Annotated in this window: 24 protein-coding genes and 1 pseudogene; 12 read left to right on the top strand and 13 right to left on the bottom strand. The window is 66.0% G+C overall.

Annotated elements, in window-relative coordinates; all coding sequences use genetic code 11:
- The first annotated feature begins 96 nt into the window (after positions 1-96).
- From A5697_RS22610 to A5697_RS22600, 3 genes are all read left to right on the top strand, one after another.
- On the top strand, positions 97-1,011 hold the full coding sequence (locus A5697_RS22610) for a hypothetical protein (protein ID WP_156673412.1): 915 nt from the start codon (positions 97-99) through the stop codon (positions 1,009-1,011).
- Positions 1,008-1,718, top strand: a complete 711-nt coding sequence (locus A5697_RS22605) for a hypothetical protein (protein ID WP_156673411.1) — start codon at positions 1,008-1,010, stop codon at positions 1,716-1,718. Before A5697_RS22610 ends, A5697_RS22605 begins: the two co-directional genes overlap by 4 nt.
- 200 nt (positions 1,719-1,918) lie before the next feature.
- Complete coding sequence (locus A5697_RS22600) at positions 1,919-2,305, top strand: hypothetical protein (protein WP_068012099.1); 387 nt, start codon at positions 1,919-1,921, stop codon at positions 2,303-2,305.
- Positions 2,306-2,336: 31 nt separating this feature from the next.
- Here A5697_RS22600 and A5697_RS22595 read toward each other — a convergent pair whose 3' ends face one another.
- On the bottom strand, positions 2,337-2,663 hold the full coding sequence (locus A5697_RS22595) for a DUF1330 domain-containing protein (RefSeq protein ID WP_082953541.1): 327 nt from the start codon (positions 2,661-2,663) through the stop codon (positions 2,337-2,339).
- 136 nt (positions 2,664-2,799) lie between these two features.
- Between A5697_RS22595 and A5697_RS22590 the strand changes: the two genes are divergently transcribed.
- Positions 2,800-3,831 carry a fused (3R)-hydroxyacyl-ACP dehydratase subunits HadA/HadB gene (locus tag A5697_RS22590; protein ID WP_068012097.1) on the top strand — a complete coding sequence of 344 codons (1,032 nt, stop codon included), beginning with the start codon at positions 2,800-2,802 and terminating at the stop codon, positions 3,829-3,831.
- A 162-nt stretch (positions 3,832-3,993) separates the two neighbouring features.
- Here A5697_RS22590 and A5697_RS22585 read toward each other — a convergent pair whose 3' ends face one another.
- The 12 genes and pseudogenes from A5697_RS22585 to A5697_RS22530 form a co-directional block, all read right to left on the bottom strand.
- Positions 3,994-4,557 (bottom strand): DUF4262 domain-containing protein, encoded by a 564-nt coding sequence (locus A5697_RS22585; RefSeq protein WP_369806146.1) that lies wholly within the window; start codon positions 4,555-4,557, stop codon positions 3,994-3,996.
- Positions 4,558-4,606: 49 nt separating this feature from the next.
- Positions 4,607-5,500, bottom strand: coding sequence for a helix-turn-helix domain-containing protein (locus tag A5697_RS22580; protein WP_068012095.1), 894 nt, complete (start codon positions 5,498-5,500; stop codon positions 4,607-4,609).
- Positions 5,501-5,603: 103 nt separating this feature from the next.
- Complete coding sequence (locus tag A5697_RS22575) at positions 5,604-6,407, bottom strand: SDR family oxidoreductase (protein ID WP_068012094.1); 804 nt, start codon at positions 6,405-6,407, stop codon at positions 5,604-5,606.
- 251 nt (positions 6,408-6,658) lie between these two features.
- Positions 6,659-9,286 carry a replicative DNA helicase gene (gene dnaB, locus A5697_RS22570; protein ID WP_068012093.1) on the bottom strand — a complete coding sequence of 876 codons (2,628 nt, stop codon included), beginning with the start codon at positions 9,284-9,286 and terminating at the stop codon, positions 6,659-6,661.
- Positions 9,287-9,815: 529 nt separating this feature from the next.
- A complete protein-coding gene (gene rplI / locus A5697_RS22565; RefSeq protein ID WP_068012092.1) occupies positions 9,816-10,274 on the bottom strand; it encodes a 50S ribosomal protein L9 in 459 nt (152 codons plus the stop codon).
- A gap of 31 nt (positions 10,275-10,305) precedes the next feature.
- Positions 10,306-10,560 carry a 30S ribosomal protein S18 gene (gene rpsR, locus A5697_RS22560; RefSeq protein ID WP_066950849.1) on the bottom strand — a complete coding sequence of 85 codons (255 nt, stop codon included), beginning with the start codon at positions 10,558-10,560 and terminating at the stop codon, positions 10,306-10,308.
- 37 nt (positions 10,561-10,597) lie between these two features.
- Positions 10,598-11,113 (bottom strand): single-stranded DNA-binding protein, encoded by a 516-nt coding sequence (locus tag A5697_RS22555; protein WP_068012091.1) that lies wholly within the window; start codon positions 11,111-11,113, stop codon positions 10,598-10,600.
- A gap of 111 nt (positions 11,114-11,224) precedes the next feature.
- The gene (gene rpsF, locus A5697_RS22550) at positions 11,225-11,515 is read right to left on the bottom strand and encodes a 30S ribosomal protein S6 (protein WP_036362157.1); all 291 of its coding nucleotides are present in this window, start codon (positions 11,513-11,515) and stop codon (positions 11,225-11,227) included.
- A 144-nt stretch (positions 11,516-11,659) separates the two neighbouring features.
- Positions 11,660-12,301 carry a DJ-1/PfpI family protein gene (locus tag A5697_RS22545; protein WP_068012129.1) on the bottom strand — a complete coding sequence of 214 codons (642 nt, stop codon included), beginning with the start codon at positions 12,299-12,301 and terminating at the stop codon, positions 11,660-11,662.
- 9 nt (positions 12,302-12,310) lie between these two features.
- A pseudogene (locus A5697_RS22540) lies at positions 12,311-13,941 on the bottom strand (glycosyltransferase family 87 protein); the annotation flags it as partial.
- Positions 13,938-16,511, bottom strand: coding sequence for a transglycosylase domain-containing protein (locus tag A5697_RS22535; RefSeq protein WP_369806145.1), 2,574 nt, complete (start codon positions 16,509-16,511; stop codon positions 13,938-13,940). The pseudogene A5697_RS22540 and the gene A5697_RS22535, both read right to left, overlap by 4 nt.
- Positions 16,504-16,929, bottom strand: a complete 426-nt coding sequence (locus tag A5697_RS22530) for a DUF5318 family protein (protein ID WP_067949280.1) — start codon at positions 16,927-16,929, stop codon at positions 16,504-16,506. Before A5697_RS22530 ends, A5697_RS22535 begins: the two co-directional genes overlap by 8 nt.
- Before the next feature lie 120 nt (positions 16,930-17,049).
- Between A5697_RS22530 and A5697_RS22525 the strand changes: the two genes are divergently transcribed.
- From A5697_RS22525 to A5697_RS22490, 8 genes are all read left to right on the top strand, one after another.
- Positions 17,050-17,931 (top strand): DUF1707 domain-containing protein, encoded by an 882-nt coding sequence (locus A5697_RS22525; RefSeq protein WP_068012088.1) that lies wholly within the window; start codon positions 17,050-17,052, stop codon positions 17,929-17,931.
- 147 nt (positions 17,932-18,078) lie between these two features.
- Positions 18,079-18,621 carry a PadR family transcriptional regulator gene (locus tag A5697_RS22520; protein WP_067949264.1) on the top strand — a complete coding sequence of 181 codons (543 nt, stop codon included), beginning with the start codon at positions 18,079-18,081 and terminating at the stop codon, positions 18,619-18,621.
- A gap of 60 nt (positions 18,622-18,681) precedes the next feature.
- Positions 18,682-19,779 (top strand): inositol-3-phosphate synthase, encoded by a 1,098-nt coding sequence (locus A5697_RS22515; protein WP_055399549.1) that lies wholly within the window; start codon positions 18,682-18,684, stop codon positions 19,777-19,779.
- Positions 19,780-20,023: 244 nt separating this feature from the next.
- On the top strand, positions 20,024-20,938 hold the full coding sequence (locus tag A5697_RS22510; RefSeq protein WP_067949266.1) for an alpha/beta fold hydrolase: 915 nt from the start codon (positions 20,024-20,026) through the stop codon (positions 20,936-20,938).
- A 15-nt stretch (positions 20,939-20,953) separates the two neighbouring features.
- A complete protein-coding gene (locus A5697_RS22505; RefSeq protein WP_068012087.1) occupies positions 20,954-21,739 on the top strand; it encodes an LLM class F420-dependent oxidoreductase in 786 nt (261 codons plus the stop codon).
- A 112-nt stretch (positions 21,740-21,851) separates the two neighbouring features.
- Complete coding sequence (locus A5697_RS22500; RefSeq protein ID WP_068012086.1) at positions 21,852-22,592, top strand: GntR family transcriptional regulator; 741 nt, start codon at positions 21,852-21,854, stop codon at positions 22,590-22,592.
- Positions 22,593-22,640: 48 nt separating this feature from the next.
- Positions 22,641-24,458 carry an ABC transporter substrate-binding protein/permease gene (locus tag A5697_RS22495; protein ID WP_068012085.1) on the top strand — a complete coding sequence of 606 codons (1,818 nt, stop codon included), beginning with the start codon at positions 22,641-22,643 and terminating at the stop codon, positions 24,456-24,458.
- On the top strand, positions 24,455-25,198 hold the full coding sequence (locus tag A5697_RS22490) for an amino acid ABC transporter ATP-binding protein (RefSeq protein ID WP_068012084.1): 744 nt from the start codon (positions 24,455-24,457) through the stop codon (positions 25,196-25,198). Before A5697_RS22495 ends, A5697_RS22490 begins: the two co-directional genes overlap by 4 nt.
- The last annotated feature ends 40 nt before the right edge of the window (positions 25,199-25,238 follow it).

Below are 25,238 nucleotides of genomic sequence, written 5' to 3'. Positions count from 1 at the left end.
CGACCACTTTGACCCGGCGATCGAACCGCTCGCAGCCTTCGGCAGGAACGTCACCGCGGGTCGGGAACCTAAAATGGGTAACCTCGCATCGAGATGATGCGTGACAAGCCGATGAGTCGGGTGGCGCTGCCGGCGGCTGTCCGGTCGCTGGTCGTCGTGCTGGCCGCGGTCCTGTTCCTCTTCGGCCTTACGGGTGGGATGTCCATAGCGCCCGGTGCTGCCGCACCTGGACCTCCGCAGGGTTGTGAGTCTCAGCAGCGGGCCCTCGATTCGGTCAATGCCGAGATCGCCCGCCACAACGCCCAACCCCATGACTTCGTCGTGCCGAGGGAGCAGGCAGCGGCCGACGCTTACGATGCCGAAGCTGCCCAACTGAATGCTCGCGGCAGTCAGGCGCAAGCGAATCTCAGCAGTTGCGCGGCAGTCATAGCCAAGTTGGCCGACCATGGAACGCTGCCGAGACCTTCCCAGGACAGGATCGACAAGATCAACGCCGCGAAGGCCGGGCTGCCGCCGGGTTATGCGCCGCCTGCCCCGCCGCCCAGGAATTCGCTGGGCGGGGTAGCGGTTGCTCCCCCGATGCAGCCAGTCTTCAAGCAGCTGCGTCAAAAGGGGCCTTGGCCTGATGATCTGGTACTGCAGGGGCAGAGCAAACCGAGCGTCGGCACTCCCGACCCGGCGCGCAACGGCGCGCCGATACCGGGCATGGCGACCGATCCCTCGCGACCCGCGGTCGTCGTGGACCATATTGTTCCGATCGCTCAGCTGATGTACGTGCCCGGCTTTCTCAACCTGCCCGCCGAGTACATGTACGTGGTGGCCAACTCGCCACGAAATTTGCAATGGCTGTCGGCCTATGCCAATGGCATGAAGAATTCGGACAGTGTCGCCAGGATCGGTGACGCCGACCCCAAGTGGGTCCAGGAGCAAATACAACTGGAGAATGACACCCGCGCGACGCTGCAAGACCTGATCAACCAGTTGCTCACGACACTCCCGCCCAGCCGATGACAGTGGAAATCACGGAAATCGAAGCGATTCTCGGAAGGGTCACCCACTCCGAGCCGGTCATCCTCGCCGAAATCGGACGCACTGCCGATGTGCCGGAATCCTGGCGGCCGATCGCGCAGTCCGATGCGGCGGAAGCCCGGCGCGTGGCAGCGGTGTCGCTGTGGAACAACGACTTTCTGGACCTGGTTCCCACCTTTGCCCGCGCATTCCAGACCGAACTCGCGGACGTCCGACTCGGCCACGTCATGGGGGAAGCGGTCCTGGTCTACGCCATCGAGCATTACGACGCCGGCCGGCGGCATGTCGTCTGCTGGATCGGCTGGGACCCGGCGCTGTGCAACACCACCGAGTTGCGGTTCGCCGAAGCGATCCCCGACGTCGTGCGCCGCTTCTACCGCGAGACGCACGCAGGCTTCGTCGGCCCCGACTGGATGTCCAACGGCCCCATTCAACCTCGGCACCTGCAGACCTACGCCGAATACCTGGGGTGCCCAGAGGGGCTACCGGAATCCAACTGGCCGCGAGACGCGGTAGACCCCACGCGCCTGCTGCTCCTGGCCACCACCGCGGGCTCACACGTATGCCTCTCACCCGACCTTCCCCCCGGTCAGGCCGTCACCGTCTACGGCGGGGTGCCCGAGGACCCAGAGGATTTCGGCACACTGCTTGATGAGACCATGACCGCCCAATTCGATGAAATCGACTGAGCCCCAATATGACAACGCCCAATCACGGTAACCCGCCCGGCGGAGCGTCCTGGCCGCCACAGCCGCCCTATGGGCCGCCGCCCCTACCGCAACCGATATATGGGGCGCCCACACCGCAGCCCGGGCCGTGGGCACCGCCGGCCGGCGGCTGGTGGGGGCCACCCCCGCCTGCGCCGCCGCGCCGACGTAGAAACGGCTGGTTGTATGCCGCGCTCGCGGTCATCGTGATCGCCGTCGGCGGCGGCATCGCGACCATCGCGGCGTACCACCACTACCACAACAGCGACTCCACCAAGATCAAAGCGTTGATCAACGCCTTCTCCGAATCGGTCAGCAAGGGTAATCCGCAAGAAATCGCCGGGCTCATGTGCCGCGAGGAAGCCGAGCCGTATCTGGATTCCGTAGCAGACCCGGGAGGCGAGGTGGCCAACGCGGACAAACCAAAATTCAAGATCGGGGGGGTCGTGGTGCGCGGCAACGCGGCGTCTGCAAACCTCCTGTTCCAGGACAACCACTCGCAGACTATGTACTTCCGCAAGGAAGAAGGACGGTGGACCGTCTGTGCTCCCGCTAAGGATCAGCTGTAGCGCCGACCACCCGATGCGTTCCCGGCTTCGGCTAACGAGCCGCGTTCAGGATCGGCCTGAGGTCGTCGAGGCGGTCGAATAGGTGCCAAACGTATCCCGATGATCCGTTCTCACGATGCGGATGCAGATCGGCGATTTCCGGGTCGTTGCAGTAGTTGTCGAACGCCTCGCGTGATTCCCATTCCACGAGTACCAGGACTTGCCGCGGCTCGATGTCGCCGACAACCGCATGCTGGAAGCTCCCGAGCGCGACGACCCGACCGCCGTGCCTCGCCACCTCGGCGGGTGACCGGCGTGAGTATGCGCGGTACTCGTCGGCGTCGGCGATATTAAAGAGGTTCAGGGCATAAACGGTCATGGTCGGAGACGCTACGGGCCGCATAATGGCCGGCAGCCGGCCGGTGCTCCACAGCGGCGTTACCGGCTGGATGTCGGCACGTTAGGGTGCCTTGGTCGGCCGCCGCGAACCGGGCGATAGAAAAGTTGAGCAATTCATGACCGCAGCAGCAGAAAAGTCAACGCTCGAATCACGCGTCGGCCACTACTACCGAGTCGACGACAGCTACCGGGTCTCCTCTGAGAAGGTGCGCGAGTATGCGCGCGCGGTGCAGGACTATCACCCCGCGCACTGGGATGTCGCGGCCGCCGCGAAACTCGGCTATTCGGGCCTGGTGGCGCCGCTGACGTTCACGTCGATCCCCGGCATGGTCGCCAACCGGCACCTGTTCGAATCGGTGGTCGTCGGTTACGACATGTACCTCCAGACCGAAGAAGTCTTCGAGCAGCACCGGCCGATCGTGGCCGGCGATGAACTGCACACTGACGTCGAGCTGTCATCGGTGCGCAGAATCGCCGGCAGGGATCTGATCACTGTGACCAACACGTTCACGGACTCGGCCGGCGAACGGGTGCACACCATGCACACGACGGTCGTCGGAGTCACCGCGGACGACGTCGATCCAGCGATGCTGACTGCCGCGGAGAACGTGGTGATGCACGACGTGAATCTCGCCGGGATCGATACCTCCGAAGCGGCATACCGCAAGACGGAACGTCCCGAGGCCGACGTGCGGATAGCTCAGGGCGGCACGCAACGCATCCCGGGCACGCCCTGCTTCGAGGACCTCAAGGTCGGCGATGAGCTGCCGGTGCACCACGCCCGGCTGTCCCGCGGCGACCTGGTGAACTATGCCGGCGTGGCCGGCGACGCCAACCCGCTGCACTGGGACGAGAACGTCGCCAAGCTGGCAGGCCAGCCCGATGTGATCGCCCACGGCATGCTCACCATGGGTTTGGGTGCCGCGTTCGCCTCCGCATGGTCGGGCGACCCCGGTGCGGTGACCCGCTATGCGGTGCGATTGTCGCAGCCCGCTGTCGTGTCGGCCGCCGGCGGTGCGGACATCGAATACAGCGGCCGGATCAAGTCGCTGGACCCGGAGACCCGCGCCGGTGTGATCATCGTCGGCGCTAAATCCGGTGGCCGCAAAATCTTCGGCTTGGCGACGTTGAACATCCGCTTCCGCTGACCGGCCCCGCGGGGACGGTATGCAGTCGGCCCGCGTCAGCGGGCGCACGGGCCCGAAACACCTTGATTGCCTGTGTGATTGACCATCCCAAGCGGCTGCTGCGGTGGTGCAGCAAAACGCGCGGAATTTCTGCTTGCCGACTGCAGGTGCTGGCGGCCACGGTTAGGCGGCCGAGCTTGGCCAAGCTGCGCGAACGCCGAGGACCGGCTGCCGACGCCGGCCATGTCCCCACCGCGCATCCCAAGGCCAACGGCCCTTCTCGTCAGCCCAAACCAATTGCAGGGCACGAACCCGTGGGCCGAAGAATTCGACCGCGAACTTCAAGTGGACGTCGGGATGCTCGACCTCGACCACCTCGATAAGAAACCTGTCTTGGTAGTCGATGTGCATCGCCGGTGCCAGCACGGTGTGGTCGTCGACGATCATGTGAGCAATGGAATTCAGCACGCGACAAGCCGTGTCGGCGGGCAAACCTGTCATCAATAACTCTGGTAGCCCTCGATCGTGTAGCCCGACCGTGTAGGCGAACGGTCTATTTTCGCTCTCGACATACTGAACCGCCCAACCGCGTTCGCGCATGATTGCACGCAGTGCGTCCAGGTATTGCTCGGTTGTGCCGTCTGGATTGTCGCATTGCCAGCACATCGCCGTTCCCTTTCGTCGTGGTTGCGCACCAGCATGCACGCAGCCTCCGACAAGTTCCCGGACGCGCACCACCGAGACCACGCCCTAAGGTCACTAGGGCCTAGCAGACTTGCTCAACCACATTGTTCAACTATCCGTTGGGCATCAAAAGCTCAGTCGCGAGAGTCTTTTGACTCGCCGCCCACGATGCCAGGACGGCTAGACCGTCAGCGGTCGGCGTGCCCGCGGCTGCGGTGTAGACGTTGAGGTGCAGGTCGGGTTCGGCGGCCAGTTCCATGGACTCGTAGTCCAGGTCGAGCCGGCCGACGATCGGGTGGTGCACACGCTTGCGTCCGGACCGCAGTACCCGCACATCATGAGATGCCCACCGCCGCCGGAATAGCTCACTGCACGTTGAGAGTTCGCCGACTAGGGCGATCAGCTCGTCGTCGTGCGGATTGCGGCCGGCTTCCATGCGTAGCTTCGCCGCGACATCACAAACGATCTGGTCGTAGTCGACGAAGAGAGATCTTGCCGCCTCGGGATCTAGATACACGAACCGCGCCATGTTCGCGGGCCGTCGGGGACCGGCCAGCACCGGTGAATACAGCGCGCGGGCAAGTTGATTCATGGCGAGCACGTCGAAGCGGGCGTTGCGGATCCATGCTGGTGCATCGGTGATGGCGTCAAGCACCTGTTGTAGCGCCGGGCGCACCGTCACGTCCGCCTTGCGACGGCGCGTACCGCTGGGATTCCCGGATCGACGCGCCAGGTGAAACAGGTGCAGACGCTCCGCCTCGTCGAGCTGCAAGGCAGAAGCCACCGCGTCGAGCACGCCGGGGGAGGCGCTCGTGAGGCCGCCGCGCTCCAATCGCACGTAGTAATCGACCGATATCCCTGCTAGCAGCGCTACCTCCTCGCGCCGCAGACCTTTAACCCGGCGGTTGCCGCCGTACGCGGGCAGGGTCGTCTGTTCGGGTGCGATGCGGGCGCGACGCGAGCTGAGAAACTCCCGGATCTCGGTGCGCAAATCCGTCGTGGCCATTTCCTCACCGTAGGGCAGCCCCGCAACCGAAGGGAGGTCCTGCGGGTGCCCCGGTGACTGCGCTGCCCGTGGCTCCGGTGTCCACGGCAGCCCGCGTGCACGCTTACGTGCCGGACGCGGTCGTGGCTATGCCGCCGTCGACCGGGACGATCGCGCCCGTCAGATAGGCCCCAGCCCTGCTGGCGAGGAAGACGGCGACACCTGCCATGTCGTCGTCGCGGCCGAGCCGGCGCAGGGGGGCCGACGCCGCGATCGTATCGCCCATCGCATCGAGTGTGGTCGCCATCATCTGAGACGGAAATGCTCCTGGCGCTACCGCATTCACCGTCACGTGCTGGGGTCCGAGTTCCCTGGCGAGCACCCGGGTGAGCTGATGCAGTGCTGCTTTGCTGCTGGCGTACGAGTAGTTGGGCGACTGCGCGACGTGGATGGCAGCGATGCTGCCGATGTTGATGATCCGCGCGGGGTCGTCGGGGGTGCCCGCGCTGAGTAGCGCGGGTAGCAGAGCCTGCACCAGCCAGAACGGCGATTTCAGGTTGAGGTCGATGACGGTATCCCAGGCCTCGTCGGGGAAAGTCGCCAGCGGCTCACGCCACATCGCCCCCGCGTTGTTGACGAGGATGTCTAGGCGGTCGGAGCCCATGGTGACGACGTCGGCGAGACGCTGACACTCGTCGTGCCTGGACAGGTCGGCGGGGATCGCCTGCACCTCGCCGAACTCGGACAGCAGCTGTTGTGCCTCCGCGCAAGCGTCCGCGTTGCGTGAGCTGATGATCACGCGGGCACCTGCTTGGAGAAGCCCGCGGGCTATCATCATTCCGATCCCCCTGGTGCCACCGGTGACGAGGGCGTTCTTCCCGGTCAGATCGAAAAGCCCGGTATGCGTGGTGAATTGGTCATCGGACATGCGTCGCCTTCCATCATTCGTTGCGCGGCGCTTCGCTCAGCAGCGAACCGGTCACAACAAATTAGGCCGCCCTTCCGGGCAGCAGGAAGATCCTGGCGATACAGGTACTGGCAGAGCCACCCCGTCGCAGTGACCTGCAATCCGCCTGACGCGCGGGCGCTCCGTGAATGCTTTCAATGACCTGTCGACTCCGCCGAACACCAGCAGCGAGATTCCGAAATGTTCCGTGAGACCCCGAGCGCCGCGGCGCCCTACCGCGCCATGTTGGAGAACCGCGACAAGTGCAGCTGGTGCGCGACGGTGACTGTCTTGGTCGGGCCGTTACGGTGTTTGGCCAGAATGAAATCCGCCTCTCCCCCGCGCGGATCGTCCCGCTCGAAGGCGTCCGGCCGGTTCAGCAGGATCACCATGTCGGCGTCCTGCTCCAGCGATCCCGACTCACGGAGGTCGGACAGCATCGGCTTCTTGTCGGTGCGCTGCTCGGGACCACGGTTCAGCTGGCTGATCGCCACCACCGGCACCTCGAGCTCCTTGGCCAACAGCTTGAGTTGGCGCGAGAATTCGGACACCTCGAGTTGGCGCGACTCGACCTTCTTTCCCGACGACATCAGCTGCAGGTAGTCGACGACCACCAGACGCAGGTCGGCCTTCTGCTTCAGCCGGCGCGCCTTGGCGCGGATCTCCATCATCGTCAGGTTCGGCGAGTCATCGATATACAGTGGCGCCTCGCTGATTTCGCTCATCCGGCGCGCCAGGCGCGTCCAGTCGTCGTCGCTCATGCGCCCGGAACGCATGTCGGCGAGTTTGATCTTCGCCTCCGCCGAGAGCAGCCGCATGACGATCTCGGACTTGCTCATTTCCAGCGAGAAGATGACGCTGGCCAGCCGGTGCTTGATCGAGCAGGACCGCAAAAAATCCAATCCCAGTGTCGAGTTATGGGTCGGAATCATGGCGTTGCTCGCCAGGTACAGGTGGCTGTCGTTGTCCACTTCGACGCACCGCACGGGAACGCTGTTGATTGGGCGGACATCCACGATGAAGCGCGATCCGGTGCGGGCGGTTCCGGTCGCGGCCCGGCGCTCCTTGTGCAGCATAGCCTTTCGCGGTAGCGCGAACACCGCGTCGTCGGTGGAGAACGTCAGCGTGTAGGCGATGCTGGACGATTCGCTGCGGCCTCGCACTCGCTTGGTCGAAGTTTGGCAACGATAGCCGAGGCTCACGATCAGCTCGGCGACATCGCACGCCAGCCGCTGGTTGGTAACGGCAAACTGAACGGCCCCGCCACCCGTCACGGTCCCGTCGGTGTCGAGTAGACCGGCGAGCAGCGCGCGTCGCTGCGTCTCGGATGCCCGCAGGTAGTCCATCGGAATGTGCTTGTTTCCGAGCACTCCGAGCGTCCGCAGCCGCGCCTGCAACGTCCCCACGGCGTTGTGGCAGCTCTGGCACAACCGCAGCCCGCAGGAGGGCCCGCCGCAGCGCACGCACGTGGGAACCGGCACGGGAGCGGAGACAAACCGTGCGCGGCCACCGCATGAGCGTCCGCAAGTCCGCACCTGGCTGGTGTGGGGGGTGAAATCCTTGCCGCATACCACGCACTGCCGAGGAGCCGGCTCGGCATCAGCGGGAAGGCGCAGTTGGTAACGGTATCGAGCGGAGCTCGATGGGACCGCGACGAAGCCGTCGGCTTCGATCCGCATAATGAGCTCGGGATCGGCCGTGGTGATCTGGGCCGCGGCGCTGGTGCCGTCGCCGAGCCAGGCACCGAGAGTGTATGCGGGAACCAGCAATTCGCGATCCGGCAGGTCGAGTGCGCGCGCGTTGACCACGCTGTGGTTCAGCCGCCGGTCCAGCGTGTTGCAGCGCACGGTGTCGGCGATCTCGGCAGTCGTTCGCACCGCCGCAAAGGTGCGCTGATTCTTATACCGGTTGTAGCCGACGGCGGCCGCCTGCGCCGACTTCCGGGACGCGCGCGTCTCGGTCAGCCACTGATGCTCCGCGTCGGCGACGATGACCGTCCCGTCGGAGAACTCCACCTCGTAACAGGGCCGGCCCAGCATCACCTCGGTGGCGGCCACCACCCGCGTCGGCAGTCCGTCGGCGCCAAGCAACTCATCACCGACCGCGACATCGCCCATCGTCGTCCAGCCGGTCGGTGTGGGCAACGGCGTATCCAATGCGAGTGCCTTGCCCACGCCAGGCCTGGCCGCCACGATGATCATCTGCCCGGCGTGCAGACCGTTGGTCACCTCGTCGAGTTCGGTGAAGCCGGTCGGCACCCCGCGCGCCACCCCGCCGTTGGAGGCGATGGCGTCGATCTCGTCCATCGTCGGCTGCAGCAGGTCCTCCAGCGGAACGAAATCCTCCGTCGTCCGCCGGTCGGCAACCTCGTAGATCTCCGCCTGCGCTCGGTCGACCACCTCGGCCACGTCGGCGCCCTCGGCGCCCGCGTAGCCGTACTGCACGACGCGCGTGCCGGCCTCCACTAGTCGGCGCAGCAGCGCCTTCTCGGCCACGATGGTCGCGTAGTAACCCGCGTTGGCCGCCGTGGGCACAGTCGAAATCAGGGTGTGCAGGTATGGCGCCCCGCCGATGCGGCGCAGCATCCCCCGGCGGTCCAGTTCCGCGGCCACGGTCACCGCGTCGGCAGGCTCGCCGCGGCCGTAGAGGTCCAAGATGGCGTCGTAAACGTTCTGGTGCGCGGGGCGGTAGAAGTCGCCGGGCCGCAACCGCTCCAGCACATCGGCGATGGCGTCCTTGCTCAGCAGCATGCCGCCCAGCACCGCCTGCTCCGCCGCGAGATCCTGCGGTGGTTGACGGCCGAAGTCCTCACTGGGCGCCGACGAATCCATGCCCGACGCCAAGTCATCGACGACCGCCATGGATCCCTCCTCCCCTGCCACGCATCCGAACGTACATTCGAAAACCGCTTTCGTCAGCGTAAGTCAAGGAGCCGACACTTTCGCCCCACAGCACTCGCACGCCATGCGCCGGGACGACGTTAGACGTTGCTGGCTAGTAGGTGAAAGGGCCGCTGTTCATGAACCTGTGCATCGTGTGTGCATATCCATCGACACCTGTGTTGAGTGGGGTGTGTAGAACCTGTGTATGAATTCAAGGGGCTCTGACATCGGTGCTGTTAAGGGCCATGTAACGCGACGAAATTCGTGTGGACAAGAATCTCTACGGCGTGTCGTCGCAGGTTACTGCGCCGGGCGTGTTGGCTTTCGGCCATATTTTCGCAGCGTTACGGCCGGGTAAATAGGGTCCGCTGAGAACCCCCGGGCGATAGTTCGCTAGGACGCGCGTCCGCGACCACCCGCCATGCGGCCCGGGCGCGTGACTGCAGCACAACTAAGCCCGGCGGCGGCCGATGATGGCCGCCGCCGGGAAAGAGCAAACGCTGGAGGCTTAGCTCTCCGCGACGACCTCGAGAGCGATCTCGACATTGACCTCGGGATGCAGGTGCACGGACACCGGGTGGGTGCCGACAGCCTTGATGTGCGACTTGGGCAGCCGCACGATCCGCTTGTCCAGGTTCGGCCCACCGGCCTGCTTGATGGCCGCGACGACGTCACCGGACGTCACCGAGCCGAACAGCTTTCCGGAGTCGGCCGCGGTCCGCACCGGCAGTTGGACGGGACCCAGCGCCTCGATCGCGGTCTTGAGTTCGTTGGCGTGTGAGAGGTCGCGCACCGCCTTGCCTTCGCGGGAGCGGCGGATCTCGTCGGCCTGCTTCTGCGCACCGCGTGAGGCGACGATCGCCAGACCGCGCGGGAGCAGGAAATTGCGGCCGTAGCCGTCCTTGACCTCGACCGTGTCGCCGACGGTACCGAGGTGGTCGACGTCGGCCGTCAGAATCAGCTTCATCGTTTTCGTACTTTCGCTTTGGATTCGGCGGCTATCGTGCCGAGGACGTGAAGGGCAGCAGAGCCACCTCGCGGGCATTCTTCACCGCGATCGCGATGTCACGCTGGTGCTGCACGCAGTTCCCGGTGACGCGCCGCGCCCGGATCTTGCCGCGCTCACTGATATAGGTGCGAAGCAACGCGGTGTCCTTGTAATCGATCGCTTGCCCCTTTTTCGAGCAGAAGACACACTTCCGCGTCTTGACCGGCTTTTCCGGAGCCGGACGTCGCTTGCTGGACTTAGCCATGACTGTCTTTCTTTCCGTTTCTTACTGTTGAAGTTTTTTAGAACGGCGGTTCGTCGTCGCCGCCGCCGAAGGACCCGGATGCCGGGGCGCTGCCCCACGGGTCGTCGGCGGGCGCGCTGCTCGCCGGCGCCGAGCCCTGACGGGACCCGCCCCCACCGCCGAAGCCGCCGCCACCGCCGCCGCCGCTGCGACTGGCCTTGTTGACCTTCGCCGTGGCGTACCGCAGCGAGGGCCCGATCTCGTCGACCTCGACCTCGACGACGGTGCGCTTCTCACCTTCGCGCGTCTCGAAGGAACGCTGCTTGAGCCGGCCCGTCACGATCACGCGTGCGCCGCGGGTGAGGCTCTCGGCGACGTTCTCGGCGGCCTCCCGCCAGATGTTGCATCGCAGGAAGAGCGCCTCGCCGTCTTTCCATTCCCCGCTCTGGCGGTCATAGATCCGCGGGGTCGACGCCACGGTGAAATTCGCGACGGCGGCACCGGACGGGGTGAACCGCAGTTCGGGGTCGGCGGTCAGATTTCCGACAACGGTGATAGTGGTGTCACCAGCCACAGTTTCCTCCTCGTTCCGCCTGCTACTCGCTTCTCCGACGGTGAATGGCACGTATCCTCGCTGAGCCTACGCAAGTCCACCGACCGTGGGCCCGCGACTCAGCCACGGGTGTTAGTGCTTGTCGGTGCGCATCACCTTGGTGCGCAATACCGACTCGTTGAGGCTCAGCTGGCGGTCGAGCTCGGAGACCGTCGCCGGCTCCGCCTTCAGGTCGACGACGACATAGATGCCTTCGGCGTGCTTGGCGATCTCGTAGGCCAGCCGGCGCCGGCCCCAGATGTCGACCTTTTCGACGGTCCCGCCGTCTTTCCGGACGACGTTCAGGAACGTCTCCAACGACGGAGCAACGGTGCGCTCGTCGAGCGTGGGGTCAAGAATGACCATGATTTCGTATGGACGCATGGAAACCTCACCACCTCCTCTGGTCTGCACGGCCACGGTCGTTCCGTGGCAGGAGGGTCGCCTGCGTCGGCAACCGCACAAGGCTACCGGATGGGCGCGGCGGCCTCCAAAAGCGCGACGAATCCGGGCCCTCGAGCAACCCGGCTACTGCCGGGCGTCCAAGTATTCGGTGGCCCTGTCGACCGTCGCCTGATCGGCCTTGGCCAGGGCACCCGAATCGAAGGGCGGCTGCGGGTCGTATTCGATGAGCAGCTGAGCGGCCTGGGCGGCCTGGCGGTCGACCAGGAGCTCGACCAGCCGCAAGGCCATGTCGATGCCGCTGGACACCCCCGCCGCGGTGATGAGCCGCTGCGGCAGGTGCTCGACGACCCGGTCCGGCACGTACCGGGCGCCGAGCTCGTTGAGCAGGTCCCTGGCGCGCCAGTGCGTCGTGGCGGTGAGCCCGTCGAGCAAGCCGGCGGCGGCCAGCAGCAGCGCACCGGTACACACCGACGTGGTGAAGGTCGTCGTCGGGTGTACGGCTTGTAACCATTCGCGGATGGTGTCGTCATGGATCAGCCGGCGCGTGCCGATCCCGCCGGGGACCAGCACCACGTCCGGCGAGGTGACCTCGTCGAATCTCGCGTCGCAGCTGAGGCCGAGCATCCCGTTTTCCGTGCGCACCTCGCCCCGGCGGTGGCCGATGAACACCACCTCGACCGACGGGATGCGTTGCAACACTTCGTAGGGCCCCACCGCGTCGAGCGCGGTCACCCGGGGGAATAACGGGACGGCGACGAGCGTCATGGCGCCACGCCGGCCGGCACCGGGGACTCGATCTCGGGCGCCGGCGCGCGGCGCGTGCCGGCCGGTCGTAGCCAGTCCGGCAGCCACCGGGGCGGGGCGTCGGGCGCGCGATCGAACGGACCGCCCGACGGATCGTCCACCCGGCCGTTCCAGCGCACCAAGTCTTCGTCGGGCCGGTAGATCTGACGGATCACCAAGGCGCACAGCCCAATTACGGCGATGTCGCGCAGCAACACCGTCGTCGTGAAGAATTGCTCCGGCAGCGAGCGGTTCGGGTTGCCGTATAGGTAGTACATCCGGGGCACCCACACCACCGCATCGATGGTCATCCACGCCAGCAGGATCCGGCGATGCGGCAAGGCCAGCACCGCCAGCGGCACCAGCCAGAGCGAGAACTGCGGGCTCCACACCTTGTTGGTCAACAGGAAAACGGCCACCACCAAGAAAAGCAGCTGCGCCAGCCGCGGCCGCTTCGGAGCGGTCAGCGCGACGTATGCGATTGCCGCACAACCGGTTACGAACAGGACCGTGACCACGGTGTTCAGCACGGCGGGCGGCTCCCAAAACCCGAGTTTGGCGTCGAACCCGTGCCAGCCGGTGAACGATTTCACCACGTTGTAGAGCGAGTCCATGTCGTCGCCGCGGCGGGTATTGAGCCGGAAGAACTCCGACCAGCCGCGGGGAAACAGCACCAACACCGGCAGGTTGACCAACAGCCAGGTGGCCGCGGCGGTTACCGCCGTTCGAGCCAGAGCGCGGTAGCGCCCCGTCCGGATCGCCAGGACCGCCATGGGACCCAGGAACAACAACGGATACAGCTTGGCCGCGGCGCCCAATCCGATCAGCACGCCGGCCGGCACCGGTTTGCGCCGCGCCCAGGCCAGCACTCCGGCCATCGCGAATGCCGTTGCCAGCGCGTCGAAATTGGTGAAGATCTGGAAGATCAGCAGCGGCGACGCGGCCACCAGGGCCGCATCCCAAATCCGGCGCCCCGCCAGGCCGGCCGTCGCCCAGACGGTGGCGAGCCAGGCCAGCGCCAGACCGAACGCGGCGACGTTGAAGAACATCACCACCTCGGCGACCACCGGCAGCGGAGCCAGCTTGCTCAGCGCGGTGTAGGTCTTCGCCAAAGCCATCGACACGTACTGATACATCCCGGTCAGCACCGGATACTCCATGTAGCGCACCGCGGGCCGGCCGTCGTAGCGGGTCTGCGGGGTACCGCTGCCGTCGGTCTCGACCCAGCTCGACTTGTACGGAAACTTCCCCTGGCTCAACAACTCCGCGCCGTAGAGCGGAACCGTATCCGAGTAGCACAGCTCGTAATACGCGCGTTGGTTCTCCCAGTTGGCTACCCGCTGATCCCCCGTCCCGGTGCCGGTGCTCTGCAGGCAGGCCGCCTTGGTCGACCAGCCGAGCGCCAGGAATACCAGTCCGATCAAGAACATCACCCGCAGTGGCGTCATCACCCGGGCACGCCCGATCAGCGCGTGCCTGCCCACCGGCCCCCCGGCGACTTCTGCCAGGGCGGCGCCCAGTGAGTCGGTGCGGCTCGGGCAGTCGCGGTTGTCGACGCTGCGCAGATCGCCGGCGAGCGGCTCTGGAGAAATGGTGGTGCTGCGATGCTCGGCCCCGGTCACGGCGGTGGCTGGCCAGCCGGCGCGGGAGCTTGCGGACCACCCGGCGGGACGCCCGACTCGGGACCGCCAGGGCCGCCACCGCCCGGCGGTGCCGGCCCAACAGTGACCGTCGTGGGCGGGCCGACCGGGATCGTGATGCCCGGCGCCACCTCGACGGTGGGCTGAATAACGGTCACCGAGGGCGCGGGCGGCGGAGGTGGCGGCGCCGGGACACCCGCGTATCCGCCGATCTCGGTCGGCTTGGGGAAGGATTCGTTGGAGGTGCCCTTCAGGGCGCCGTCCATCGTCGACTTCCAGATGTCCGACGGCAGCCCGGAGCCGTAAACCGGTGCGCCCGAGGCGGTTACGAGCGGCACATCACCTTTGGCGGTGCCCACCCACACGGCCGTCGACAGCGACGGCGTGTACCCGACCATCCAGGCGTCCTTGTCGGCGGTGGTGTCACCCAGCTGCGTGGTGCCCGTCTTGGCCGCCGACGGCCTGCCGCCGGATAAGGAGTGCCCGCGCGAGTAGCTGGCGATCGGCTCCATGGCCGCGGTGACGTTGTCGGCGACGGCCTTGGGGATGCGCTGCTCGCCGTTGTTGTCGGACTTGCTCGCGTCGAAGAGCACCTGCCCTTCGGAGTTGACGACCTTCTGCACGAAATGCGGCCGGTGGTACACGCCGGAGGCGGCCAACGTGGCGTACGCCGAGGCCATGTCGATCACCCGGGTCTGGTACTGCCCCAGCACGATTCCGTTGTTGGGTGGCCCGCCCTTGCCGTCCTCGGACAGCGTGTGGTCCACGCCGGGGAAGCTGGTCGCGATACCGGCCTGGTGCGCGGCGTCCGCGACGGCCTGCGGTCCGCCCTTGAGCTTGAGCATCAGCCGGTAATAAGAGGTGTTCAGCGATTGCTTGAGGGCCTGGGCGATGTTGCACGTCCCGCAGCCCTCGCCGTCGACGTTCGTGATCTTGATGCCGTCGACGGTCAGCGGCGAACTGTCGACCTGATATCCCAGACCGATCCCCTGCTCGAGCGCGGCGACCAAGGCGAACACCTTGAACGACGAACCGGTCTGCAGACCCGCCTGCGCGAAGTCGAAACCCTGGGCGTCCGCACCGCCGTAGTACGCGCGTATCGACCCGTCGTGCGGGTCGATCGACACCACCGCCGACCGCATGTCGGGGTCTTGTCCGTCAAGGTATTTCGATACCGCCTTCTCGGCGGCCTGCTGGGCTTTCGGGTCGATGGTGGTGGTGACCTGTAGGCCCTGCGTGTTCAGAGTCCGCTCGTCGATGTTGAACAGCTCCATCAACTCTTTGGTCACCTGGCGCTCGATCAGCCCGTTGGGTCCCGTCGTCTGGTTCTCCGCGCGGGCTTGATCGGGCGGCACCGTCTGCGGGAACTCCTGCGCGGCACGGTCATTTGACGACAGCGCCTTGGTCTCCACCATGCCGTCGAGCACCCAGTTCCAACGGGCCCGGGCCCCCTGCGGATCGACGGCCGGGTCGAGTGACGACGGCCGGCGGATCAGCGCCGCCAGGAGCGCCCCCTCCGAGACGGTCAACTGCTCGACGGGCTTGTTGAAGTACGCCTTGGCAGCGGCGGAGATGCCGTAGGCGCCCCGGCCGAAATAGATGATGTTCAGGTAAGCCTGCAGCACATCGTCTTTCGACCACTCCCCCGACATCTTGGTGGCGATCACCAGTTCCTTGGCCTTGCGCATCAGGCCGCTGACGCCGTGTTGAGCCGAGCCCACCAGCGCGTTCTTCACGTATTGCTGCGTGATGGTCGACCCGCCCTGCAGATCGCCGTTGCCGAACAGGTTGTTGTTCACCGCCCTGGCAAAGCCGCTGAAATCGAACCCCGGGTTCGAGTAGAAATTGCGGTCCTCGGCGGCGATCACCGCCTGGCGCACGTGGACCGGCACCTGGCTGATGTTGACGTCAACCCGATTGCCTTCGGGCGGAATGATTTTGGCGATCTCTGACCCGTCGCTGGCCAGGATGGTGGAGACCTGGTTGGTGCGCAAATCCCCCGGCTTGGGGATGTCGACGATGAAGTACGCCATGGCGAACGTGACGATCGGCAGGAGCACGAGCACCGCCGCCGACAGGTAGGCCGCGCGGCGCACCCACAACCAGTTGATCTGCTGGGTCCAGTGGACGTCACGCGGCGGCCGGGGCCCGAAACCGTCCGGCCCACCGCGGCGACCCCCCGGACCGAGCGGCGGTGGCGGCCCTTCCGGCGGCCGGCCTCCCGATGGTGGCCCTGCGCGGCGCGGAGGTGTCCGGCTGTCCAGCGCGGCCTTGACCTCTTGGATTGCGTCCCGCTGCACGGGCGTCGATGAAGGGCTGTCGAGCGCGGCTTTGACTTCCTCGATGCTGGGATCGGGCCGCCGGGGCGACCGGTCATCGACGACCGGCGGAAGGATCGTGGTCAGCCGGTCATCGGGCGGAACCCCTCGGCGTTGGCCGGCGGTCGACGGCGCGCCACGCGGGCGCTCGCCGCTTCCATGTTTTCCCACCCGCTCAGTCGCCGACCCATCCGCGTCGCCGGACGACTGGTTGTGGCGTCCGTCGTTATTCAATGGCCGTGCGCGCGCCGTTTCGCGCCGTCCGCGTACCGCGGGTGCCCTTGGGAGGGCGCGCCGCTCCGAGCACGTACGACTTGACCAGATGATTCCACTCGCAGGTTCGGCATACCTCCACCACGTGGACGGCGAACTCCTCGAATCGGGTCGCCAGCATGACCAACTCTTCGGCGGTGCGTGCCGAGCCCGATACCGGACCGAGGTGTTCACCGAACACCCACGACACCAGAGTCAGCTGCTCCTTGCGGCAGATCGGGCACATGACCTGGCTTGGTTTCCCGTGAAACTTGGCGGCCCGCAGCAGATAAGGGTTCGCGTCACACACCTCCGACACGCCCGTGCGGCCCGAGTACACCTCGGCCAGCAGTGCTCGCCGCCGGAGCGCGTAGTCCACCACTTGTCGCTGCAGTCGCACGCCCACCAGAGTACGTCGCCATCCGGACCACCGATACGCAACCAAACCCGTCGCGGCCCGAGCCGAGTACAGGCGGGTGAATTCTGTGCCGGACCGGGGCCGGACTCTACGATCATCCCCGTGGCGAAATGGCTCGGGACGTCGTTGGGCGGCGCTGTGGCGGCGAACACCCGCGCCAAAGACATCAACCGGCAGGACGCTTGCAAGATCCTGGACAACGCCCTGACCGACGGCGAGCTCTCCATGGAGGAGCACCGGGAACGGGTCAGCGCGGCCACCAAGGCGATCACGCTCGGCGATCTGCAGGCCCTGGTGACCGACCTGCAAACCGACAGCAGCGCGCTTCAGACGCCGGTGGTCAAAGCCCGGCCGGTGCCGCCGAAGCTCCGCGGTTGGGGGGTTCTTGCCGCCGCCTTCGTCGTCTCGGTGCTGTTGGGCGTCGGCATCGGGTGGGGCATGTACGGCAACACCCAATCACCGCTGGACTTCACCACCGACCCCGGAGCCAAGCCCGACGGTGTCGGCCCCGTGGTGCTGACCCCGCCCACCCAATTGCATTCGGTCGGCGGGCTGACGGGCCTGATCGAGCAAACACGCAAGCGGTTCGGCGACGCGGTGGGCTATCGACTCGTGATCTACCCGACCTACGCCGTCCTCGACCGGCCGGACCCCTCCGACGATCGCCGGGTGCTGGCCTACACCTACCGCGGGGGCTGGGGCGACCCGAGCAGCTCGGCGAAAAGCTCCGCGGACGCTCCCCTTGCGGTTGACCTGAGCAAGTTCGACGTCACGGCGACGGTGGGCATCATGCGCGGAGCCCCGCAGACCCTCCACATGAAGCCGTCGGACGTCAAAACCGAGTACCTGAACATCGAACCGGCGACGGACCCCACCACCCCCGGCGCGCTCTCGCTATCGCTGTATGTCTCGAGCGACTACGGTGGTGGCTACATCGTCTTCGCAGGTGACGGCACCGTCAAGCAACTCAATCTGCCGTCTTAGCCAGCCGGTCCCCGGCGCGATTCGATTTCGGCGCACCCGAACCAATAGCGGACGAACATTCGGTGGTGTTGTGGCGAATATATCGAGACGATACGATTACGCGAGGCGTCGAACCGTCGTAACCAACCGTGCAAAGGGGGTGATTCGATGCTTGAGCTCGCCATCCTGGGCCTTCTCATCGAATCGCCGATGCATGGTTACGAGTTGCGCAAACGGCTGACCGGCCTCCTCGGTGCGTTTCGTGCGTTCTCGTACGGTTCGCTGTACCCGGCCCTCCGGCGGATGCAGGCCGAAGGGTTGATCGCCGAGGACGCCGCCCCGGCCGGAACGCCCGTTCGGCGGGCCCGGCGCGTCTACCAGCTAACTGACGAGGGCCGTCGGCGCTTCGCTGAGCTGGTGGCCGACACCGGCCCGCACAACTACACCGACGACGGCTTCGGGGTGCACCTGGCGTTCTTCAACCGGACTCCGGCGGAGGCGCGGATGCGCATCCTGGAAGGCCGCCGCCGTCAGGTCGAGGAGCGGCGAGAAGGCCTGCGCGAAGCCGTGGCGCGGGCCAGTAACTCGTTCGACCGCTACACCCGCCAACTTCACCAACTGGGGCTCGAGTCCAGTGAGCGCGAAGTGAAGTGGCTCAACGAGCTCATTGCTGCGGAGCGGGCGATGCCCGGCCTCTCCGAGCAGACGTAAAACCCCTGCACGAAATTCATCAGCTGCGACACAGAGTTATGGAGTTAGGAGAACGCCCTTATGAGTGACCAGAACGCGCCAATCGCGTCGACGGAGGTACGAGTCGCCATTGTCGGCGTCGGTAACTGCGCGTCTTCGCTGGTACAGGGCGTCGAGTACTACCAGAACGCCGACGAGAACAGCACCGTGCCCGGCCTGATGCACGTCAAGTTCGGCCAGTACCACGTGCGCGACGTCAAGTTCGTCGCCGCGTTCGACGTGGACGCCAAGAAGGTCGGCTTCGACCTGTCCGACGCGATCTTCGCCTCGGAGAACAACACGATCAAGATCGCCGACGTGCCGCCCACCAACGTGGTCGTGCAGCGCGGCCCGACGCTGGACGGAATCGGCAAGTACTACGCCGACACCATCGAGCTGTCCGACGTCGAGCCGGTCGACGTGGTCAAGGCGCTCAAGGATGCCGAGGTCGACGTGCTGGTGTCGTACCTGCCGGTGGGCTCGGAAGAGGCCGACAAGTTCTACGCCCAGTGCGCCATCGACGCCGGCGTGGCGTTCGTCAACGCGCTGCCGGTGTTCATCGCCTCGGACCCGGTGTGGGCCAAGAAGTTCGCCGACGCGGGCGTGCCGATCGTGGGCGACGACATCAAGAGCCAGGTCGGCGCCACCATCACCCACCGCGTGATGGCCAAGCTGTTCGAGGACCGCGGCGTGCAACTGGACCGCACCATGCAGCTCAACGTCGGCGGCAACATGGACTTCCTCAACATGCTCGAGCGCGAGCGGCTGGAGTCCAAGAAGATCTCCAAGACGCAGGCCGTCACCTCTAACCTGCAGCGCGAGTTCAAGACCAAAGACGTGCACATCGGCCCGTCCGACCACGTCGGCTGGCTCGACGACCGCAAGTGGGCGTACGTGCGACTGGAGGGTCGCGCGTTCGGTGACGTGCCGTTGAACCTGGAGTACAAGCTCGAGGTGTGGGACTCGCCGAACTCGGCGGGCGTCATCATCGACGCGGTGCGGGCGGCCAAGATCGCCAAGGACCGCGGCATCGGCGGCCCGGTCATCCCGGCGTCGGCCTACCTGATGAAGAGCCCGCCGCAGCAGCTGCCCGATGACGTGGCGCGCACGCAGCTCGAAGAATTCATCATCGAGGGCTAACTCGGTTCGAACTACCGACCCGCGGGCGTAACGCCACGGCGATTTCTCCTTTGGATTCGCCGCAGCGTTACGCTCGCGGTCGTTGCAGCCGATTCGTCGCGCCCCCTGCAGCGAATGGCGTTGCGGCAGAAGCACGAATGATTACCGATCGCCCCATCGGATGGCCGAGCGACGCACCCCTTCTGGCCCGCCGATGGCCGACGTCGTTACGGCCTCTAAGCGGCGGCGCTAGTGTCTGTAGATCGTGACCGAAATCTCCGGAGACGAACTGGACGGACTGTCTGAGTTCTCGCTGCTGCACGAGAACGCCGAGCAGGCCGGGGTCGAGGGTCCGCTGCCCGACGTCCAGCGGGTCGAATCGGGCACGGCCGAGGGCAAAATCAGCGCGCTGCGCTGGGGTGCCTCTCCCCCGCGGATCGTCTTTCTGCACGGCGGCGGGCAGAACGCGCACACCTGGGACACGGTCATCGTCGGCCTCAGCGAGCCCGCGCTGGCCGTAGACCTTCCCGGGCACGGCCATTCGGCATGGCGCGAGGACGGTGACTACTCGCCACAGATCAACGCCGACGCCCTGTTGCCGGCACTACGCGAACACGCCTCCGACGCCGATCTCGTCGTGGGCATGTCGCTGGGCGGCTTGACCGCGTTACGGCTGGCCGCCGTGGCGCCCGAACTCGTCAACGAGCTGGTCTTGATCGACGTCACCCCTTCGGCGCTGCAGCGGCACTCGGAGATGACCAAGGAACAGCAGGGCACGGTGGCGTTGATGCACGGGGAACGCGAATTCCCAAGCTTCCAGGCCATGCTGGACCTGACGATCGCCGCGGCGCCACACCGCGAGGTGAAGGCGCTGCGCCGCGGCGTGTTTCACAACTCGCGCCGGCTGGACAACGGCAACTGGACGTGGCGCTACGACGCCATCCGCAAGTTCCCCGACTTCGACGTCCTGTGGGAGGACGTGGACAAGCTGTCGGCGCCGATCACACTTATCCGCGGCGGCAAATCGGGATTCGTCAGCGACGACGACGCGGCCGAACTCAGCCGTCGCACAAAGCATTTCCGCGCGGCGCACGTCGTCGAGGATTCCGGTCATTCCGTGCAAAGCGACCAGCCCCTCGCCCTCATCGGTCTGCTGCGCGGGGTGCTCGACGCGGGTTGAGCCTACGGTGGTCTCATGAGCCCTGACCGCCCCATCCGCATCGGCGTGCAACTGCAGCCTCAGCACGCGCCGCAGTATCGCCAAATCCGGGACGCCGTGCGTCGCTGCGAGGACATCGGCGTCGACATCGCCTTCAACTGGGACCACTTCTTCCCCCTCTACGGCGATCCCGACGGTGCGCATTTCGAATGCTGGACGATGCTCGGGGCGTGGGCCGAGCAGACCTCGCGCATCCAGATCGGCGCGCTGGTCACGTGTAACTCGTACCGGAATCCTGAGCTGCTGGCCGACATGGCCCGCACGGTCGATCACATTTCCGACGGCCGGCTTGTGCTGGGGATCGGCTCGGGCTGGAAGCAGAAGGACTATGACGAGTACGGCTACGAGTTCGGCACCGCGGGCAGCCGCCTCGACGACCTCGCGGGCGCGCTCCCCCGGATCAAGGCACGGCTAGCGAAACTGAACCCCCGGCCGACCCGCGAAATCCCGATCCTGATCGGCGGGGGCGGTGAGCGCAAGACGCTGCGACTGGTCGCCGAATACGCCGACCTGTGGCACAGTTTCACCTCCGCCGACGAGTTCCCGGCCAAGGCGGACGTCCTGGCCCGGCATTGCGCCGACGTCGGCCGCGACCCGGCGAGCATCGAGCGCTCGGCCGCCGTGCAGGACGGCGGCGGGCTGGTCGACAATGCCGAGAAGCTTGTCGGCCTCGGAGTCACGCTGCTGACCGTCGCGTGCGACGGACCGGATTACAACCTCGGCGCGGCGGAAGCGCTGTGCCGGTGGCGGGATAGTCGTTAGCCCCGTCGCCAACCATTTATCGGTGAAACCCCGGAAAATACGAGCCCGCTCGTGAGAAACTTCTCGCGCTGATGACCGCATCGGGTTTGTTTGAAAGAGACTCAACGACGAAATGCCGAAGAAATACGGGGTCAAAGAAAAGGACCTGGTTGTTTCGCACATCCTGCACCTCTTGCTGACGGGCAAGTTGCGCACCGGTGACCGCGTCGATCGCAATGAGATCGCGCTGGGGCTGGGCGTAAGCCGCGTCCCCATTCAAGAGGCGCTGGTCCAACTCGAACACGACGGCATTGTCTCCACCCGATATCACCGCGGGGCGTTCGTCGAGCGGTTCGACGAAGCCACCGTCCTCGAACACCATGAGCTCGAGGGTCTGCTCAACGGCATCGCCTCCGCGCGCGCCGCCACCAGCCCCACCCCGCGGATCCTGGGTCAGCTCGACGCCTTCATGCGATCACTGCGCACCGCGAAGGATTCGCGGGCCTTCTGCGACATCGCCGCGGAGTACCGGCGCACCATCAACGACGAATACGCCGGACCAAGGCTGCACGCCACGATCCGCGCGTCGCAAAACCTGGTGCCCCGGGTGTTCTGGCTGATCTATCAGGGCAGCCGCGAAGAGATGCTGCCGTTCTACGAAGACGAGACGTCCGCGATACACCGGCGCGACCCCGAGGCCGCCCGGGCCGCGTGCGTCGGCCGCTCCTACCTGATGGCCCAGACCATGCTGGCCGAACTCTCGAGGCGCAGGGTGTTCACCGCACCCGACGACGTGGGCCCCGTGGTGCCCGAGCCGCTCGAGGTGCTCGTCGACGCCGAAGCCGTAGGCGTCGCGCCGTCGCTGGCGCTGTAAAGCACGCTCACCCGACGAAGCGGCCGCCCTGTCGATACGGTGGCAGGGATGAATGCGCGCGTGGACCGGCGCACCCAGCGCCGCGCAAGGCTGTTCGGACTGGCCGCGACGACGGTGCTGGTGTGCGGCATGGCATTAGGCGGGCCGGCCGCACCCGCGGCTGCCGACTGGAATCAATGCGCGCCGGCCGGCTTGGACAGCGCAAGGGCCCTGCCCAAGGATCTGACCGAGACCGAGCCCAAGCCCCGGGAAGACCGGGACACCACACAATCCGTCGAACCGCTCACCGCGGTTGACGTCGGAGCGCTCGGGCTCGGCACGCCGGGCGTGCTGACCGTGGGCACGCTGTCGGATGCCCCGCCCAACATCTGCATCAATCCCACCGGCGAATTCAGCGGCTTCGACAACTTGCTGCTGCGCGCCATCGCCGACAAGCTGCATCTGCAGTTGCGCTTCGTCAGCACCGACTTCTCCGCGTTGCTCGCCCAGGTGGCGTCCCGGCGCTTCGACGTCGGATCGGCGTCGGTGAAAGCGACCGACCAACGCCGGCACACCGTCGCGTTCACCAACGGCTACGACTTCGGCTTCTACTCCCTGGTGGTGCCCCCGGGCTCACCGATCCACAAGTTCAGCGACCTGGCCGTCGGCCAGCGCATCGGCGTCGTCCAGGGCACCGTCGAGGAGTCATACGTCGTCGACACCCTGCATCTGCAGCCGGTGAAGTATCCCGGCTTCGCCACCCTGTACGCCAGCCTCAAGACCCGGCAGATCGATGCGTGGGTGGCGCCCGGAACGCTTGCCTCGACCGTCGTTCGGCCGCGCGATCCCGCGGTGACCGTCGCGAATACTTTCAGCCCAGGCAATTTCGTGGCTTACGCGGTCGCGAAGGAGAACAAGCCGCTGATCGACGCGCTGAACTCCGGGCTGGACGCGGTGATTGCCGACGGCACGTGGGCCAAACTGTACTGCGACTGGGTGCCGCGCACGCTGCCGCCGGGATGGAAGCCCGGGTCGAAAGCGGCGCCGGTCCCGAATCTGCCGGATTTCGCCGCGATCGTCGCGAGCCAACACCGTGCGCCGACAGGTCCGGCCGCGCCCAAATCGGCGCTGGCACAGTTGCGCGATTCGTTCTTCGACTGGGAGATGTACCGCCGAGCCATTCCCGTTCTGTTCACGACCGGGCTGCCCAACACCCTGATTTTGACCAACAGCGCCATCGTGATCGGCCTGACGCTGGGGATGGTGCTGGCCATGGCGGGCATCTCGCACCGGCGCTGGCTGCGCTGGCCGGCGCGGGTATACACCGACATCTTCCGCGGCCTGCCCGAAGTGGTGATCATCCTGCTGATCGGGATGGGCATCGGGCCATTGGTCGGCGGACTGACGAACAAAAACCCTTACCCCTTGGGAATAGCCGCGCTGGGGTTGATGGCCGCCGCCTACATCGGCGAAATCCTGCGCTCCGGAATACAAAGCGTGGACCCCGGCCAGTTGGAGGCCTCCCGCGCGCTGGGGTTCAGTTACACGACCGCGATGCGGCTGGTGGTGGTGCCGCAAGGAATACGGCGGGTATTGCCGGCACTGGTCAATCAATTCATCGGGTTGTTGAAGGCCTCCGCGCTGGTGTACTTCCTTGGCCTGATCGCCGATCAGCGGGAACTCTTTCAGGTGGGCCGGGATTTGAATGCCCAGACCGGCAGCCTCTCACCGTTGGTGGCCGCCGGCCTCTTCTATCTGATGTTGACCATTCCGTTGACGCATTTGGTGAATTACATCGACGCGCGCCTGCGCCGGGGCCGGGGCTCCCCCGACCTCGACGACAATGCCGAGCTGCTGGCGACGAAGTTCGGCCAGGAGATCACGTGAGCGCCCCGGCCCGTCGGTCGGTTTCATTGGCCGCCAAGGATATTCACCAGACACTGGGCGGGAACAAAGTGCTGCGTGGCGTCGATTTCGAGGCTCCGGCGGGCACCACCGCCGCGGTCATCGGACCGTCCGGCTCGGGCAAGTCGACGCTGCTGCGCACCTTGAACCGGTTGTACGAACCCGATAGCGGCGACATCCTGCTGGACGGGCGATCGGTGTTACGCGACGATCCCAACGAACTACGACAGCGCATCGGCATGGTGTTTCAGCATTTCAACCTCTTCCCGCATCTGAGCGTGCTGAAAAACGTCGCGATGGCGCCGCGCAAGTTGCGGCACCTGCCGGCCGACGAGGCCCGCGACCTGGCGCTGAACCAATTGGAGCGAGTTGGCCTGAAGCACAAGGCCGATGCCCGGCCCGGCATGCTGTCCGGGGGCCAACAACAACGGGTCGCCATCGCCCGCGCGCTGGCCATGGCGCCCCAGGTGATGTTCTTCGACGAGGCGACTTCGGCGCTGGATCCGGAAACGGTGAAAGGGATTCTGCAACTCATCGCAGACCTCGGCGCCGACGGCATGACGATGATCGTGGTCACCCACGAAATGGGCTTCGCCCGCTCGGCATCCGACGCCGTGGTCTTCATGGATCGGGGCAAGGTGGTGGAATCCGGGCCCCCGGAGCAGATTTTCGAAGCTGCGCAGACGGAACGGCTACAGCGATTCTTGTCCCAAGTACTTTGACGGCCCCAATGCTACTAATTAGTAGGCTTAGCTAGCTTGT

The sequence above is a fragment of the Mycobacterium sp. E3251 genome, from assembly GCF_001666835.1.
Classification (GTDB): Bacteria; Actinomycetota; Actinomycetes; order Mycobacteriales; family Mycobacteriaceae; genus Mycobacterium.
This window is presented reverse-complemented; position numbering and strand designations above follow the sequence as displayed.